The organism is Rhizobium sp. ZX09 (genome assembly GCF_017357485.1).
In the GTDB taxonomy this organism is placed as follows: domain Bacteria; phylum Pseudomonadota; class Alphaproteobacteria; order Rhizobiales; family Rhizobiaceae; genus Agrobacterium; species Agrobacterium pusense.
Map to the genome: position 1 here is coordinate 1,372,675 of NZ_CP031363.1, position 14,475 is coordinate 1,387,149.

The following is a 14,475-nucleotide window of genomic DNA, read 5'->3' on the forward strand; positions in this document are numbered from 1 at the left end:
ATGAAGAATACCCGAACGGCATCAAAATTGAAGCCGGATTGAAAGCCGTACAGGCGATTTCTCGGCCGGGACGAGCGATTGAGCGTTTTAACCCGTGATCGCGCTCTGTGGCCGTTTATTTCAATCCGGTGCTGGAGCAAAGCCCGGCTTGATAATTTCGGGGTTCGGGCGCATATTGATGACAGGCGCGAGCAAGGTTTACTTGGACGGTTTTACCGGATCAACGAGGGAGTGCCGACCCTCCGCGCCTTTCAATCCCCCTCAATAAGATTTCCAGCCCGCTTCGCCCGCTCGATGACCTTGTATGTCTCGGTGTAGCTTTTGCGATGGAAGCTGGTCAGCCACCATTCCGAACCGTTCCCGGCCGTCTTCACGGCGAGCCGCCACCAGAAGCCGTCCGATGATTTACCAAGCAGGGAGACTGCATTGGTCGAGGCGCTGCGGATGATCGCGGCCGGATTGATGATGACCTCGATCGCCGCCTCGATATTGTCGAGATCAAGCCCGCGCTCGGCGCGCTCCTGAAGAATATGGATGAGGCTGTCCGACGACAGGCGAACAACCGAGGTGGATGCGCCAAGCGCCTCGACAGCCGGTCCCGGCATCTGCGCTACCGGCAGGTATGATTTCGGCATTTTGCCGCCTGCCATCGCCTGCAGGAGCGGAGAGCGGACTATATCGCGGATGGCGATGCGCTGCCGATCGGCGGGCATGGAGCCGAGACGCTCCTCAAGAAAGCGGGAGACATTCTGGCCGCGATACTTGCCGGGGTTCGTGTCCCAGCCCGGATCGATGCCGACCGGCACCATGCGGGTTTCGCCGGTACGCTTGTTCACCCACGGTTTTTCGACCAGCGGCATGACGGGCGTGTCCTCACGCCAGCCGAGGCGGATTGCCTCGCTGCGCGAGATCTGGCGCACGCCGCACATGCAGCCCCAACCGTTCGGCGGATAGAGGCGGTTCCATATCGGATCGTCCACAGGAGCGACAAACCCGACCCAGCCTTCATGCTCCAGCCGTTTCCGCTCGGCCGTGGACAGGGTGTAGACGAGGAAGGGCAGGAAATCCTTATTGCGTTGCGTCCGCTCCCATTCGCCCGCCGCATGGGCGGACATCGTGTTTGCCCAATAGATCGTGCGCAGGCGGCGTGGCGAGCCGAGCTGGACGAGCTTCTCCTCGCCGGTCTCCGGGTCAAATGCCAATGCCTTGCCCCACCAACCCTTCTGCTGCAGCACGGGCATGAGGTTGCGCTGAAATTCCTCAAACGGCGTTTTGCCGGTGATCGCCTCGGAGATCGCGGAGCGGATATCGTCCAGAATGTCGTAACCGGCCGACTTCGCGACCGTGAAGGAAAACGCGTGTTCCTCCGGCGCGATATCCCGCCAGTCAAATGTCGGCAGGCTGGCCTTGCCGTCGAAATACCGGGTGACTTCCTTCGGCGCGGTCTTGAAAAGGTCAGCTACGCCCATCGCCGATATCCCCCAAACCTCTGGCCTTCATCTGCAGCTTGGCAAGCCTGTCAGCGAGCGGCCCGGCATCCATCTTGGCAATCAGGTCATCGAGACCGGTTTCAAGCTGCGCATAACTTTTCGAGGTTTCAAAGAGCCTTTGAAGCGGCTTTACGAGCGGCTCAAGATCAGTTTCCCATTCCGACAGGGCGTCGTCAGCAAGCGCCTCCAGTTCAGGGCGCTGGTCAGCAGCAACGGCGTGGAAGCCGCCGCAATGGGCGCACGGCTGTAGGCGGGCCTGCGCTCTGTCCTTCGGCTGCAGCGGGTTGTTTTTCTCTTGCGCTGACGGTTCCTCGGGCTTTGGCAGGGCTGTGCCAGGCACAACGGTTTTGAGAAGTTTTTCGCCTTCGTCCGGCTCCTCGAAACCGATACGCTCGCGCACCTTGGACATGGAAACCTCAAGGCCGAGCGGCACCAGCGCCTGTACTGCCTCGACCAGCGCCTTGATGTCCTCGTTTTCGGTGATCGGAATGATCATCGTCGGATATTTGTCGCGAGGTCCGAAATTCAAGTCCACGAAAGGCCGGATAAGATCGCGGTTTGCCGTCACTGCCGTCTGGCGTGCATCGGCGCGGGCAATATCATGACGGACGTTTTCATGCACGGCCGCCTGACCGAGCGAGGAGCCGTCATCCGTGGTCATGGTCTGGCCGAGGACGCCCTTGGAAATCTGCCGGTCGAGGTATTCCGCCTTCGCCGAGAACACGGCATTACCGGTGCCACCCTTGGCCTCGATAAACTCAATCTCCATTTCCTTCGGGATAATGGCTGCAGCGTCCGAGCTGATGTTGCGCACTGCCGTCAGAAGCACGCGCTTCTCGGCATCCTTTGCGTTGCGGCTGTAACGGCCGACGCGGAGTGGCATGCCGTAAACTTCCAGAAAGGCCATCCAGTCCTTGAGCGTATAGCTCTTGTAGAGGAACGCCCATGCCGCCAGCCGGGCCAGACCGGCGCGGATCGGCAGGCCGGACATCAGCTTCGGGCGATGAATCGAGAACTTGAAGGGCGGCAGGTCAACGCCTTCAATGCTGCTGTCCTTCAGGCGCAGCGTGCGGCCGTCGCGCTGATCGATCACGAAATGCCGCTGGTCGCGCCACTCATATCGTTTCGGCCACCATTCCTTGGCGCTGCGGTCCCAAATGGTCTCGACAACCGAATAACCCTTGCCCAAGGCGTCGAGCAGGTCGGTCAGATAATCGTCCACGAACTCCGGCTGACCGATCATTTCCCGCACGGCCTCGGCGATCTTCTCGTCCTCGGCCGAGTTCGACGCGGGAACAACGAGCGGCGTGATGCCGGTCAGCGCCCGCTTGCGGGTGCCAAGCACGGCGGCATAATGCAGGTCGCGTTCCTCCATTTCCGTTGCGAGCGAAAAGAAGCGGTCGGGATAACCGCGACCTGCCTGCCGCAGAACCTCCGCAAGCGCATGCGGGGTCAGTCCGCTGACAATGGTTTCCTGCCATACAGAGTGAATGCCGCCCATGGTAGGGGCGGCGAATTCATCCTCAAGGACTGTGGTCGAGATCGGGTTTCCCCACTGGTCGATGATCCGGGGCGGCGTGGCCATCAGTGAAGACCTCCATTCAATGTCGGGATAAGGATGTCTCCGGTCGAAACCGCCTCGAAGAGCTGGACGCCGTCCATGGTGTCCAGTTCCTCGATCGTGGTGTAACCGAAGTATTCAAGTTCGGATCGCGAGGCGAAATAGGCCAAGGCTCCGGCAATCGCGGTGTCGCCGTGGCGATTGAAGCCGTTCGCACCCTTGAAGCGATGACCGTCCGGCACCTTGATGTAACCGCCGCTGACATAGGCGAGCGCCTGATGGTCGGCCAGAACATCGGCATCGAGCGGAAGGACGATTGTCTGATCGCCGAAGGCCGCGACATAGGCGGTCATTTCACGGCGATACCATTGTTCGGAGAATTTCACCTCAATGATGCTGGAGCCGTATCTCTGGGTCGCCTTTTCCGCGAGATAGGAGCCATTGCCACCGGCATCGAGCGCGCCACCGGCAAGGCTCGGGATGCGATCGCAAACATAAAAGAGGATTTCGCGCTGCTGGTCGAACGGCATGTTGTGCAGCTCGACAATGAAGCGGGTGCGCCTGACGAGGTCCTGACCGATCTCCATCACCACGATCGCGGTGGCATCGCCGCTGCGGGCAAAGTCCACGCCGAACACATGCTGACGGCGATGATCGAGCCGCTCCAGAACGGCGATCAGGTTTTCCCTGCACCACTTTAGCGCCTCGGCCGTGCGGTCCTCATCGCTCCAGTTCTTGAAATCGTCGGTCTGGGCGTGCCGCAGGATGGGGATATCCTTCTCCATGCGGTTTTCGATCTGGACGCGGGTGAGCGCCGCACCTTCCTGATCGGCCGGGATTGCATCCAACTCCTGACGCATGGCGCTGAGACGAACGCCGTAGGAGCCACGGATTTTCTTTTCCCATGCATCCTGTCCCGCTTGGGTCCACTGTTCGCCCTTGAGCATGCAAACGCGGCGGAAAAGACCATTCTTGACAGCAAGCGAGAACGGAATGTGATGGACGGAGAAGGGAATTTTTCCCGCATGGGCTTCCCTGATCAGTTCGTTGAACGGATTGAGGACGCCATTATGTGTCGAGATGACACGGATTTTCCCGCCCCAGATCAACAGGGCGTTGACGGCATCAAGCACTCCTCGCACGTCACGGTGATAAGCCGCTTCGTCAATGCAGACGGTCCCCTGAAGGCCACGGATGTTTTCCGGCCGCGACGAAAGCGCCTCGACACGATAACCCGATCTGAAGCGCACCCGGTAGGCGGCGATGTACCGCGTCGAGCCGTCCTTCAACTCGTCTTCAAACAGGAACTCCTCGATCTGGCCGAGATCGTCGGCGATCGTTTTAGCAAACTTGGCGACATAGCCGATGAATTCGCGGCCCTTGTCCTTGGTATCGCCGATATAGAAATAGTTCTGGCCACCGGCGCTCGGAGCCGATGACGCAATCAGGGTCGCGTCCGTCGCCTCGGCAAAGGTAATGCCGGTGCGTCGGCCCTTTTCGCCGAGCTTCAGATCGGACTCGTCGGCGAGCCACTCAGACTGATGTTTCATCAGCACGCCTTCGGCAAGCGGATCGAGATCGTCCGGCACGTCTGCCCCGCGGGGCAGTTCAGCGGGGAGGTCTGCCAGACTGGCGAGAACGGCCGAACCGTCCCACTTGCCACGGGGCAGGCCGGGAAGCGCGCTGTCAGTCACGGCGCACCTCCATGCAAGCAAGGCCGCTTCCCTTGCAGGGCTTGCAGATCACCTTCAGGTCGTAGACGACGCTGGAGATCGTGCCGTCCCGGCGACGGTTGATGCGTTTCACAGCCTGCCCGACGCCACCGCACCGGCTGCACGGCTCTTGGCGGGCAGCTTTTATCATTCCTGCGATCCTCTGGTCGTGACGGTCTCAGGTTCCGTCTTGTGCTCCGGCCGCACGCCGAGGAAGTCACGGCGCAGTTGCGCAACCCGCTCGGACGAGAGGCCCATTTCCTTCGAAACCTTGTCGATGACGTTTTCGGCCTTCTTGGAAAACTCGGCCTCGACCTTCTGGCGTCGGGCGGTCGAGACGCCCTGCGCACGGCTCGCCGAAAAAAGAGCATCAGCAAGAGCCTTTGCGCCCTTCGGATCAAACCCGGCTTCGCCACCGGCCGTCACCAGTTCGAACACGAGCGTCTTGATCGCCTCGGAAGCGATCAGGGTGAGATCGTCGGAAGCGGCGGCATCGAACTTGCTGGCGAGCGTCGTGGCGATTTCGCGGGTCTGGTTGAGACGCTGCGTCAACGTTGCGAGACGGATCGAATAGCGATTGAAAGCCGAAAACGAAGGAATGGTGAATTCCAGCTCGCCACGGAATTCTTGGTCGAGCGCCTCAAGCTTGCCGACGAACTCCTCATAGATTTCCGTCTGCGTTCGCTCACGCTTCTGAAGCTCTTCGGCGGCCCATGCGACAACATCCGCGCAGGCTTCGGGCAACAGTTCAATGCCGGAAAGGCGACCGCGACCCATCGTCATTCACCCGGCTCGGAGGGGCGCAGAATGCCTTCGATAGCAATGTCGCGCTGAAGGTGGCGGCGACCACGCTTATTGAGAGTGGCAATCATGACCGTTCCGGCCTTGGTGAGCGTGACCGCATCCCGTTCCGCCAGATACTCCATCTGCTCGTGTATCCAGAGACGCGTTTCCCGAATGGCAAAGCTTGGCATGATTTCTTCGATCATGCTGCTGTCCAAGGAACCATTTACCTGCTCGGCAAGCGCCTTCAGAATAATGAGCCGTGCACGCTCGCGGCGCATCCGCGCCCAATCCACACCGATATCAGACATTGGCCTGTCGCGCCCTTTCCAACAGCAGTTCGTTCATAGCCTCGCCGTTCGCCTTGATCGGCTTGAGGGTTTCGTTGAGGGTGTCGAGACGCCCGTTCACCTTTTCGAGCGCCAGCTCCAGCCGGTGCTGGCTCTCCCGGTCGGGTAGGTATTTCATGTCGCTCTCGACCGACTGGATGCGCCGATCATGCTCGATCAGCTTTTTCTCGTGCACTTCAGTCTCGACCTTCAGCGCAGCGACATCATCAGTGAGCTTCTTTTCGCCGCTGTTCATCCAGCCCTTGATGTGGCCGAGCAATGCGATCAGGCCCAAGGCGAGACTGACATAGGGGATCATTTCACCGGGGGTCATCGGCGTGCTTTCTGTTCGTGGCGTGTCTGGCACTGGATGCACCGGATTGCGGATGGGAGGGCGATGCGGCGTTCGCGGGGTATGTCGTTTGGGCAATCCTCGCACTGGATGGTGCCGGGACTCCGCAAGGTGCGCGAGGCAGCGGCGATGCCTGCCTCGCGTTCCTGCTCGGCCCGCATGTCGGCCTGTTCAAAAGCAGCATTTCCACCAAAATTCATGGAGTGCGCTTCCACGTCTTGACGGCTTCGACCGCCTGCTTGCCGAACTCCTTCAGCGTATGCCCGCCCATGTAGAGGGAGATGAACCACCCTGTCAGCGTCATCAGCGTGGTGCTGTCGATCGGATCGATATAGATGCCGAAGACGCGCAGAATCGGAAAAAGAAGGAATGCGCAAATCCAAAGGAACGCGAGCAGATACATCCAGCCCCAGCGCCAAGCGCTTTGCCAGAAACCTTCGGCCTGCTCGGCCTGGAGGAGCGCGAACTGCCCCTGAAGGCCCTTCTCATAGAGGACGATCAGCTCCGGCATATTGGCGTTGACCTCGCTGACGGCATCGCCAAGCTCAGCCTGATCGACGGAAGGCAAGACCTCCGGCTCGACACCGAGGCGCTCGGCAACCTGATCGACGACGGTACCGGCGAGCGTTCCGGCAAGCCCGCCAACGTGCTTTTCCAGCACGCCCTTGACGATGGGAGCGCCGACCTTTGCGGCCGCTCCGATAAGAATGGAGGTGATGGCTGCGCTCATGTCAGAAGCTCCGCAGCCAGTTCGCAAGACGCGGGGCCTTGTCGGCCACGCGAACGGCGATGATGTCACGGTACTGGTACGCCTGCCATGCGAGATAGGCGACGGCGATCACGGCGATGCCGCCACCGATCCACGAGGCGAGATGATCCGGCACCACGGAAGTCGGATCGGCGGGCGCTGGCGTAGTCACCGTGCTGACGGCCTGATCCCCCGCCGCGACGGTGGTGCTGGCAGCGGTCGTTACCGCACCGCTCTTTGCCTTGCGCCGGGCATCCAGTTCGCGTTGCAGAGTGGACAGAGTTGCCCTGCCAATCTTGCCGTCGACCGTGAGATTGTAGGCTTTCTGGAAGCCTTCAACCGCCGATCGGAGGATTTTGCCGGTCGCGACACCAGCATCAAAACCGATACTGGTGAGGCCGGTTCTGACCTCCTCGATTTCCGGCGTCGTCACCGACACCACAAAAGCAGCAAACCGGGCCGTGTCGGTAGTGGTCACGGATGCCGCCTCGATGTCGGCGGGGTATTTACCGAGCAACAGGATGTTCGCTTCTTCAGCACGGCGGCGCGTCAGGCCGCGCAGCACCTTGCCGCCTGCCTTGTTCCAGAGGCCGAGGCGCTGACGGGCCTCGTCCTTTTTCCCGGCAAGGAAGGATTTCACCCAAGAGGCCTTGTGGATTGCGCCGGTGTTCCAGTCAAAAGAGACGCCCGCGTCGATCGCGAAAGGGCTGACATTCGCACCGAGCGCTTTCACCACGCGGGGCAGATAGTTGCGTCCGACAGCGAGGTCGAACAGCTCATCGCATTTTTGGGAAGTAATCGTCATGCCCGCCTTGGGCGTGATGACACCGGAGGCAGCGGTCAAGCCGGGGCCGATCGTCCACACGCCGACAACGTCACGATAGGCTTTCAGGACGACGCCTTCGTGTCCGTAGATGAATTTCCGTCCTTTCGGACTGACGTTGGGAGACATAAAAAAAGCACCTTGAACGGTTCGTTGAAATCCGTTCAAATGTGCTTCAAAGGTTGTGCCGTCGCGCCCCTGACACTGTCAGTGCCAGCCTATGTTTCTTCAGAAAAGACTGCCCTGATCGTCGTCGCTGTGCTTCATGCGCTTGCGGGCGCGAAAGGCTGAGCGCACATGCATCCCAGCGGCTGCGGCAGCATCCGGGGCCGACATGCCGTCAGCCAGTGCCTTGACCAATCTTAACCGCTTCGCGGCGTCCTTGGCAATCGGGACCAGAATACGGTAGCCGGAATCGCCTGCCTTATAGAAATTGCAGATTTTGGCGGCGGCCTCCATGCCAACCAGTTCCGGCAACCAATGGCCCGGCGCGGCCTTGGCAGGAATATAGGCCACACGGCCGCCCTGCGCCTGCACGATCGCCCATGCGGCTTCCAGACCGGCAACCTCGGCGATCTCGCGCATGACCACGGGCAGATGGGCGAAACGGTCATCTTCCATGATTGATCCTGCTCGATAATCTCAGTTGTTCTTCGGTCAAGGCTTTCAGCCGCACTTCCAGCTCTAGGCGTTTGTGTGAAAATCGCGGGAGCTTGGCAGCGCGTGCTGCCAGTTCATCCCTCTTCATCTGCAGAACGTCTATCTCCCGCTGCTCCGGCCAGCCGAAGAGCGGCATGACGGTCATGGGAGAGACGTCCCGGTTCATGGCGTCGGTGCCTCCGGTTGCCAGCGGATCAGGACGCCCGTGAACTTGGAGACGCCGGGATGATTGGCGATCCAGAACCGGCCCATCGTCTCCCGCGCTGTCCGGCCGTAGAGTTTGGCCGGATAGCTGTTGCCGAGCAGCTCGGGCGCAAAGCCGTCACGGCGAGCGAACGCCTCGACCTCGACACGGTGCAGATGCACGCCGTCGATGACGATGCTGGCGATCAGCTCGTTGATGAGGTCGCTCACCACGATTTCGATCGGAACGACATGCGTGCAGACCGGATCGGCGATGATCTTGCGGCAATATTGAGTGCGCAGACCTTCGTAGAGCTGGACGCGCTCGCCCGGCCGGGCGTGGCGGTCGCGATTGCCGCGCACCGTCTGCCGCTTGTGGCCGCTCTCGATCTGCGGGCTGAAGTACTTTTTGAAACCGTAGGCGACCATCAGGAAGTGGCCTTCGTCTTCGGTGCACGGCGGCCGCGAATAAGCTTGCCGTAGTAATCCATGACCGTGATCCATTCCTTGTCGGTCACGGCACGATAGGTGATTTCCTGATCGAGAATGCCGGTCACCGAAGGCCAGAAGCCATCGCACAGCATGGATTTGAGCATGGCATGCTGCGCAAGGGCGATCTTGTAACCGTAGCGCATGGTGTAGGCTTCGCAGGGCTTGCGATCGGCCCACACCACACCGGCCTCGCGGGCGATCCAGCTTTTCAGGGCTTCGACAACCGCTCTGGCATCGTCGGCGTTGTTGACCCACCGGCCGCTGTCGAGACCGGTCTGGCGCTTGACGAACGCCTCCAGCGCCCGATCTTCGCGGTCCTCGACAATGCCGAGATTGTAAGCCGCGATCCACAGCGACTGCATCTTCGGCGCATAGCGGCCGTCGAGACGACGGCGACCGTTGCGGCGCACTGCCACGGGCTTATAGCCGAGGCGGCGCAGTTCCTTCATGACAGCGTCCTGTTGCTGCGCGTTCATCAGGGACAGGCGAGACTGTCCTGTCACGCGAGCGTAGATGTCGCGCTGCGCGTTTTCCTCAGTGATACCGAGTTGGCGGAAACCGCCGAAAATTGCACGTTGAATGCTCATGCTGCTTCTCCAAATTTTCCGGTTTCATCACCCCACACCGTCCAGCCCTTGCGGTTGGTCCGGCTGAAAAGCTCAAGCCGCCGGGCGTTCGGCATCAGCTTTTCAGCCTGCCGGTAGCCTTCCTCGGGTTTGCGGGAATGGCCACGGACTACGCCCCGGAATGACGAGCGGACAGACTTCGTGGTTTTCGGCTCTCCGCGTTTTCCGATCAGGTAAGGTTCATTGGATGTGCGTAAGACGTAGCCCGGCCCGAACGCCTGTTTTCCGTTCTTCGTGATCTTCTCCCACGAACCTGCCGAGACAAAATTAAAGCCCCACGCGAGCAGAACCTCATAGGCCTGAAAGACCATAGGATTTGTTGCCCAAAGCCATAAGAGGCAGTTTTCCGAGGCAAGATCGAGAACTGGCATGGCTTTGATCTGATCGAGCGACATGCAGTTGTAATGAGCCTGCGCGGACTTGCCTTCGCCCTTCTCCGACCGAAGCTTATATAGCCACGGCGGGTCGGCCATGATGAGGTCGAAGGAGAATGGCGGGAGGTCACCAAACGGCCAGAGTTCGGGAAACAGTCTCACTGGATCGACCCTCCGCCGTAAGGGCGGTCGCCGTTCTCGCGGGCATAGTCGACAGTATTCAGAATGGTGTTCGCCCAAAACTGTGCGTTGCCAACAGGATCGTCCGACTGGCTGACCGCATGCGAAATGATGGACACCATGGCGGTCAGAACATTGTCGGCGCTGTGGGGCTGAATGACCGCGATGATTTTGAGCGCGATCGCTACCTGCTCATCTGAAAGGGGATGGTTCTCAATGTCGGTCATCGGTCGGCTCCCATGAGATCGCAAATGACAAGAAGAAGGATGAAGCTCGCAAACAGGAGCACCGTCATTGCCGCGCTCCCCCGATGATGATCGTCTCGACAGGCGCCATCGGCCGCGTTGCGGCCTGAGCGAGCGCAAGGGAAACAGCGCGATCGAGCTGGTCGCGGAACATTTTGCGGTGACGGCGATCGGATATTGAGGCCAAAACCTCCGCGATGTTGGTGGCAAGCGCGCCGCCAACCGCATTCAGGATCGGAACATCGAACTGTTCGCCGGTCTCTATAATGGTCTTATGGATTGCATCGGCGAGGATTTGTGACTGGCGGGCCTCCTCGGCCTTCGCCTTGGCGATAGGGTCATTCATGATCTTCACCGTGATAGCTGATCTGTTTCGGGGGAGCGGGAAGCGCCAACAAGGGCGCTTCCGTCTTTTTAGCGGGTGCTTTGCGAGGCGTTTTCGCTGCCTTCTGCTCGGCCTCGATCTCATCGAGCTGGTTGAGGATGCTGGCCATCTGGTAGCGATCGGCCGTCTCGATCTCGATCTTGATCGTGGACTTTCCGCCCTTGGTGGCGGCGGAGAAGGATTTGAGGGTCGCGTCAGAGAAGTAGATGCTCGTCATTGCGCATCACCTTCCGCGTCATCGAGAACAGCGTCCACAAGGTTGCCGTCAGCGATCGCCGTCACAAGATCGGCGATCAACCGATCGGTGCTCACGCCGCGCTTGGCAGCGTGAGGGCGAAGACGCTGTCGCGCGGTGAGCGGAATAAGTTCCGCGACCGTAGAACCTGAAACTGAAATCCTCTTGGCGGATCGGTTTCTGGCCCGCTTTGCGCAACTTTCGAGGCCGGACGCGGCGTTCTCGCTAATGCCAAGTATTTTGGCGATCTCGCTTATCCGCTTTCCCTGCTCGCGCATGGCTAGAACAGCGGCGGTTTTTGTGGCGTAGCCCATGATCTCCGTCATGCCGCACTGCCTTGTTCAAGAGGGACGATCGCGGCAATGGCGACATGACCGGCAGCATTGTTCAGAACCATGACGATATTTGCAGCGAGCAGCGCGACGGTGTCGTCGGGCATGGCACCAGCGGAATCAATTGTCAGAAGCTCATCACCATCTGCATCCAACAGGACACCCATATCCCGCTGAGAGCATGTCAACGGAAAGGCAACGCCCAACTCGTTCAAAGCCTGAATGAAGGCTTCCGGTGTGGCAGGATTTTCGACGCGAATGTTCTTCATGGACCCGCCCTCAGTTCAATGCAGAGGTTTCGAGTTCGGCGGGTTCGATAACGAAATCCTCGCCCTCGGAGGAGATCGTCACGCCGTTGACGAGGCGGGCCTTGTCAGGATCGGCGAGCATGGCATCCTTATTCAGCTCCTCGCGGGTGCGGATGAATCCACTCAGGCCGAGCTTCTTGAATGCTTCGATCGCTGCCTCGACACCGCGAATGGACACCTTCGGCGGGCGGGACCGCCAGTTAATCCGGCCGTTGCCAAAATCGTGGTATTTCACCTTTCCGTCATTGGTCAGGGCAAGCCGGTTTGCCTCACAGTAAGTCTGCACGCCGCGCTCATGCTCAGCCAGCTCTTCGAGCATCGCAGCGGTATCAGCTTCAAACTTCTCACCGACAAGGCGGATGGCTTCGTCAGCCAGCGCCTTCTGTGCTGCGATGGAGCGGCGCAAAACACCAATCCGGCCGACTGCGAAAATCGCGTCCTCACGGTTCTGCGGTACGCGCGAGATGGCTTTCGTCTTCGTCTTCAATGCGTTCTTCAAGGTCGTTTCCTCAATTCTAAAGGGGGGTTGAAAGGGCGCTCAAGCGCCCTTCGAAGGCGGCTTCAGGAGCTGTGCGGAGAGCGCGGGAACGGCACAACGTTGGTGCCAGGGCGCATCATGTGCAGGATCGTCGCACTTGCCGGAGGGACGAGCTTGTTCAGCTCGGCGCTGTTTAAGAGCTGCATGTCGTTGAGCTGCGTTTCCATGGCGACGGCCATCTCGGCGTAGCCATCGAGACGCTTCACCAGCAGCTCGACCTCTTCGCTGGACATGACAACGCCGCCATGCCGGTGTTCGGCAATCCTGTTGCGGGTGTCGCGTAAACGATCGGAAAGGTAATCAAATCGCTTCACTGTTCGTCTCCTTTATGCGGCTGTGAGGGCAATTATTCCGGCAGGCCTGATGCATGCGGACCGCGTTGGCGCTGGCGGTGCTGAAGGGGCGGCGCTGCCAACCGAGGCAGACATCCCGGCCGATCTCCTGCAGGACCGGGCAGCGCACGGTCTCGGACATGAGAGCGCCGCGCACGAGCTGCTCGATGCGGCCGACATCGCCGGGATAGCTGTTCGAAAGGAGCTGGCTGACGGTAGAACCGGCATAACCAATGCGCTTGCCGACCAGCGTCTGGTTTTCGGCGTTGCAGGCCTCCGCCAAAGCGATAATCCATTCCGGGGGCTGCTCACCCCATGCGGCACGGGCCTTTTCCAGATTGTCGGGCTTAGGCTTTGTCGGGGTCATGGCTCGACCTCGACAGTCTCCGGCTCGCCGAAAATCTTCTCGGCGTTCGGGTCATAGACGCATTGGGTTTTCAGGAGCTTCGGCGCGGCCGGGCCGGTATTCTGAACAAGTCGCCAGATCGTCGGCTCTGTGCGGGTTCCCTTCTGAAGCACGATCAAATATCCGGCCCGCAGGAGGCAGGAAATATAGAGCCGGGCCGAACGCTGCGCGACCGGCATGGTATCCGTCGAGGCGTGAACGGAAATATCGATCAGCTTGAAGCCGTTCCTGAAGAAAGGCGAGCGCATGGCGTTCCAGAGCGCCTGTCGCGCCGTCATCTGGTCGGCGAGCGGCGTGCCGTCACGTTTGAACATCGGCGTGGCAGATTGGCGGGCAGCGACACGATAGAGGGCCATGCCACGCGGGTTCACCTCGCCGGTGCGACGGATGATCTCCGCCTTTTCGAGCATGTCGATAAAATCCGATATCTGCAGGCGGCTACGGTTGTTGGACAGGCCGAAGATATCGTCCACGCTGAAGGGCTGGTTTCGCATGTCGGCGTCCATCATCAGCTTCCAGTAATGATCGCGGCCAGTCAGGACGCGCTGACCCTTGGCGACGGCAATCTTGAGAGCGATCGGAGTGACCCGCATTATGCTGCCTCCTTTCTGGAGGGCAGACGCGAGCGCGAGAACAGACCGTTACCGCCCTCGTAGGCCGCAAGGTCGATCGAGCTAAGGCCCATCCTCGCTGCCGCCTCGGCAATGTTATGCAGAGAATTGCCGACGCGGCGGACACGGCCTTCGCCCTCGGTTCTGGCCTTTTCGAGCAAGTCATCCGAAATCGAAAGCTTCGGATAGAACGTCCGCGCCAACGTGCGGGCATCTTCCATGTCGCAGGGATGGGCATACTTCGTATCGAGGACGAGATCGCGGAAGCGGTCGCCGACATGTTCCAGTTTCTTCGGGAACAGCTCCTCGCCGATCAGCATCACGGGGACGCCACTTGCCTTGGCAATACCGCGCACCAACTCGATCAGGTTCTTTTTGATGAGCAGGTCACCTTCATCAATGATCAGCGGGCGGCGCGGATCGCGGCAAAGAAGGCCAATGACCTCGTCTTCCATGTCGGACAGCGTGCCGCGTGGCTGATAAACGCCGAGTTCGGAGAGGATCGAGCGCAGTAGCTTGGCGCGGGTCCATGTGTCGCGCACTTCGACATAGGCAGCGCCGGTCTTGTTCTGGCAATAGAGCGCCGCGACGCTTTTGCCATAACCGGAGTAACCGGCGAGAACGCCGAGGTTCGGTTGCAGGGGATGACGGTTCTGCAGCGACCGGACAAGAGTAAGCGCCGTAGTGACGTTCTTGATCGGTGCCGTGTCGCCATTGACTTTCATCGGTTGTGTCGTCATTTTAATCCTCGTAATTATTGCAATGCAGAG

At 60.1% G+C, this 14,475-nt stretch carries 25 protein-coding genes; all 25 read right to left on the reverse strand.

What is annotated here, in order from left to right:
- Window positions 1-251: 251 nt before the first annotated feature.
- Window positions 252-1,469: a phage minor head protein gene (locus tag BTN45_RS06760; RefSeq protein ID WP_207589472.1), complete on the reverse strand. Its 1,218-nt coding sequence runs from the start codon at window positions 1,467-1,469 to the stop codon at window positions 252-254.
- Window positions 1,456-3,075 (reverse strand): DUF935 domain-containing protein, encoded by a 1,620-nt coding sequence (locus BTN45_RS06765; RefSeq protein WP_207589474.1) that lies wholly within the window; start codon window positions 3,073-3,075, stop codon window positions 1,456-1,458. Before BTN45_RS06765 ends, BTN45_RS06760 begins: the two co-directional genes overlap by 14 nt.
- Window positions 3,075-4,601, reverse strand: a complete 1,527-nt coding sequence (locus BTN45_RS06770; protein ID WP_246751684.1) for a hypothetical protein — start codon at window positions 4,599-4,601, stop codon at window positions 3,075-3,077. Before BTN45_RS06770 ends, BTN45_RS06765 begins: the two co-directional genes overlap by 1 nt.
- 136 nt (window positions 4,602-4,737) lie before the next feature.
- Window positions 4,738-4,914, reverse strand: coding sequence for a hypothetical protein (locus tag BTN45_RS06775; protein WP_207589478.1), 177 nt, complete (start codon window positions 4,912-4,914; stop codon window positions 4,738-4,740).
- Window positions 4,911-5,546 (reverse strand): DUF3486 family protein, encoded by a 636-nt coding sequence (locus tag BTN45_RS06780; protein ID WP_207589480.1) that lies wholly within the window; start codon window positions 5,544-5,546, stop codon window positions 4,911-4,913. The genes BTN45_RS06775 and BTN45_RS06780 overlap by 4 nt, the downstream gene beginning before the upstream one ends.
- The gene (locus BTN45_RS06785; protein WP_052817246.1) at window positions 5,543-5,857 is read right to left on the reverse strand and encodes a hypothetical protein; all 315 of its coding nucleotides are present in this window, start codon (window positions 5,855-5,857) and stop codon (window positions 5,543-5,545) included. The genes BTN45_RS06780 and BTN45_RS06785 overlap by 4 nt, the downstream gene beginning before the upstream one ends.
- On the reverse strand, window positions 5,850-6,209 hold the full coding sequence (locus tag BTN45_RS06790; protein WP_080823280.1) for a DUF2730 family protein: 360 nt from the start codon (window positions 6,207-6,209) through the stop codon (window positions 5,850-5,852). Before BTN45_RS06790 ends, BTN45_RS06785 begins: the two co-directional genes overlap by 8 nt.
- Window positions 6,206-6,427, reverse strand: a complete 222-nt coding sequence (locus BTN45_RS06795) for a TraR/DksA C4-type zinc finger protein (RefSeq protein ID WP_080823281.1) — start codon at window positions 6,425-6,427, stop codon at window positions 6,206-6,208. Before BTN45_RS06795 ends, BTN45_RS06790 begins: the two co-directional genes overlap by 4 nt.
- Window positions 6,424-6,957 carry a hypothetical protein gene (locus tag BTN45_RS06800; protein WP_207589482.1) on the reverse strand — a complete coding sequence of 178 codons (534 nt, stop codon included), beginning with the start codon at window positions 6,955-6,957 and terminating at the stop codon, window positions 6,424-6,426. Before BTN45_RS06800 ends, BTN45_RS06795 begins: the two co-directional genes overlap by 4 nt.
- A gap of 1 nt (window position 6,958) precedes the next feature.
- Window positions 6,959-7,927, reverse strand: coding sequence for a peptidoglycan-binding protein (locus BTN45_RS06805; RefSeq protein ID WP_207589488.1), 969 nt, complete (start codon window positions 7,925-7,927; stop codon window positions 6,959-6,961).
- A gap of 99 nt (window positions 7,928-8,026) precedes the next feature.
- On the reverse strand, window positions 8,027-8,419 hold the full coding sequence (locus BTN45_RS06810) for a helix-turn-helix domain-containing protein (RefSeq protein ID WP_207589489.1): 393 nt from the start codon (window positions 8,417-8,419) through the stop codon (window positions 8,027-8,029).
- The gene (locus tag BTN45_RS06815; protein WP_207589490.1) at window positions 8,409-8,603 is read right to left on the reverse strand and encodes a hypothetical protein; all 195 of its coding nucleotides are present in this window, start codon (window positions 8,601-8,603) and stop codon (window positions 8,409-8,411) included. Before BTN45_RS06815 ends, BTN45_RS06810 begins: the two co-directional genes overlap by 11 nt.
- A 17-nt stretch (window positions 8,604-8,620) precedes the next feature.
- Window positions 8,621-9,070, reverse strand: coding sequence for an ASCH domain-containing protein (locus BTN45_RS06820; protein WP_207589491.1), 450 nt, complete (start codon window positions 9,068-9,070; stop codon window positions 8,621-8,623).
- Window positions 9,070-9,720 carry a regulatory protein GemA gene (locus BTN45_RS06825; RefSeq protein ID WP_207589492.1) on the reverse strand — a complete coding sequence of 217 codons (651 nt, stop codon included), beginning with the start codon at window positions 9,718-9,720 and terminating at the stop codon, window positions 9,070-9,072. The genes BTN45_RS06820 and BTN45_RS06825 overlap by 1 nt, the downstream gene beginning before the upstream one ends.
- A complete protein-coding gene (locus BTN45_RS06830) occupies window positions 9,717-10,295 on the reverse strand; it encodes an MT-A70 family methyltransferase (RefSeq protein ID WP_207589493.1) in 579 nt (192 codons plus the stop codon). The genes BTN45_RS06825 and BTN45_RS06830 overlap by 4 nt, the downstream gene beginning before the upstream one ends.
- Window positions 10,292-10,540 carry a hypothetical protein gene (locus BTN45_RS06835; RefSeq protein WP_207589495.1) on the reverse strand — a complete coding sequence of 83 codons (249 nt, stop codon included), beginning with the start codon at window positions 10,538-10,540 and terminating at the stop codon, window positions 10,292-10,294. Before BTN45_RS06835 ends, BTN45_RS06830 begins: the two co-directional genes overlap by 4 nt.
- A gap of 64 nt (window positions 10,541-10,604) precedes the next feature.
- Window positions 10,605-10,904: a hypothetical protein gene (locus BTN45_RS06840; protein WP_207589497.1), complete on the reverse strand. Its 300-nt coding sequence runs from the start codon at window positions 10,902-10,904 to the stop codon at window positions 10,605-10,607.
- The gene (locus BTN45_RS06845; protein ID WP_207589499.1) at window positions 10,897-11,160 is read right to left on the reverse strand and encodes a hypothetical protein; all 264 of its coding nucleotides are present in this window, start codon (window positions 11,158-11,160) and stop codon (window positions 10,897-10,899) included. Before BTN45_RS06845 ends, BTN45_RS06840 begins: the two co-directional genes overlap by 8 nt.
- On the reverse strand, window positions 11,157-11,504 hold the full coding sequence (locus tag BTN45_RS06850; protein WP_207589501.1) for a hypothetical protein: 348 nt from the start codon (window positions 11,502-11,504) through the stop codon (window positions 11,157-11,159). Before BTN45_RS06850 ends, BTN45_RS06845 begins: the two co-directional genes overlap by 4 nt.
- Window positions 11,501-11,779 carry a hypothetical protein gene (locus BTN45_RS06855; protein ID WP_207589508.1) on the reverse strand — a complete coding sequence of 93 codons (279 nt, stop codon included), beginning with the start codon at window positions 11,777-11,779 and terminating at the stop codon, window positions 11,501-11,503. Before BTN45_RS06855 ends, BTN45_RS06850 begins: the two co-directional genes overlap by 4 nt.
- Window positions 11,780-11,789: 10 nt before the next feature.
- Window positions 11,790-12,317 carry a host-nuclease inhibitor Gam family protein gene (locus BTN45_RS06860; protein WP_207589511.1) on the reverse strand — a complete coding sequence of 176 codons (528 nt, stop codon included), beginning with the start codon at window positions 12,315-12,317 and terminating at the stop codon, window positions 11,790-11,792.
- 62 nt (window positions 12,318-12,379) lie between these two features.
- On the reverse strand, window positions 12,380-12,670 hold the full coding sequence (locus BTN45_RS06865) for a hypothetical protein (protein WP_207589513.1): 291 nt from the start codon (window positions 12,668-12,670) through the stop codon (window positions 12,380-12,382).
- Window positions 12,657-13,055, reverse strand: coding sequence for a transcriptional regulator (locus BTN45_RS06870; protein ID WP_207589514.1), 399 nt, complete (start codon window positions 13,053-13,055; stop codon window positions 12,657-12,659). Before BTN45_RS06870 ends, BTN45_RS06865 begins: the two co-directional genes overlap by 14 nt.
- Window positions 13,052-13,687, reverse strand: coding sequence for a hypothetical protein (locus tag BTN45_RS06875; RefSeq protein ID WP_207589515.1), 636 nt, complete (start codon window positions 13,685-13,687; stop codon window positions 13,052-13,054). The genes BTN45_RS06870 and BTN45_RS06875 overlap by 4 nt, the downstream gene beginning before the upstream one ends.
- Complete coding sequence (locus BTN45_RS06880; RefSeq protein ID WP_112361353.1) at window positions 13,687-14,445, reverse strand: ATP-binding protein; 759 nt, start codon at window positions 14,443-14,445, stop codon at window positions 13,687-13,689. The genes BTN45_RS06875 and BTN45_RS06880 overlap by 1 nt, the downstream gene beginning before the upstream one ends.
- Window positions 14,446-14,475: the final 30 nt, after the last annotated feature.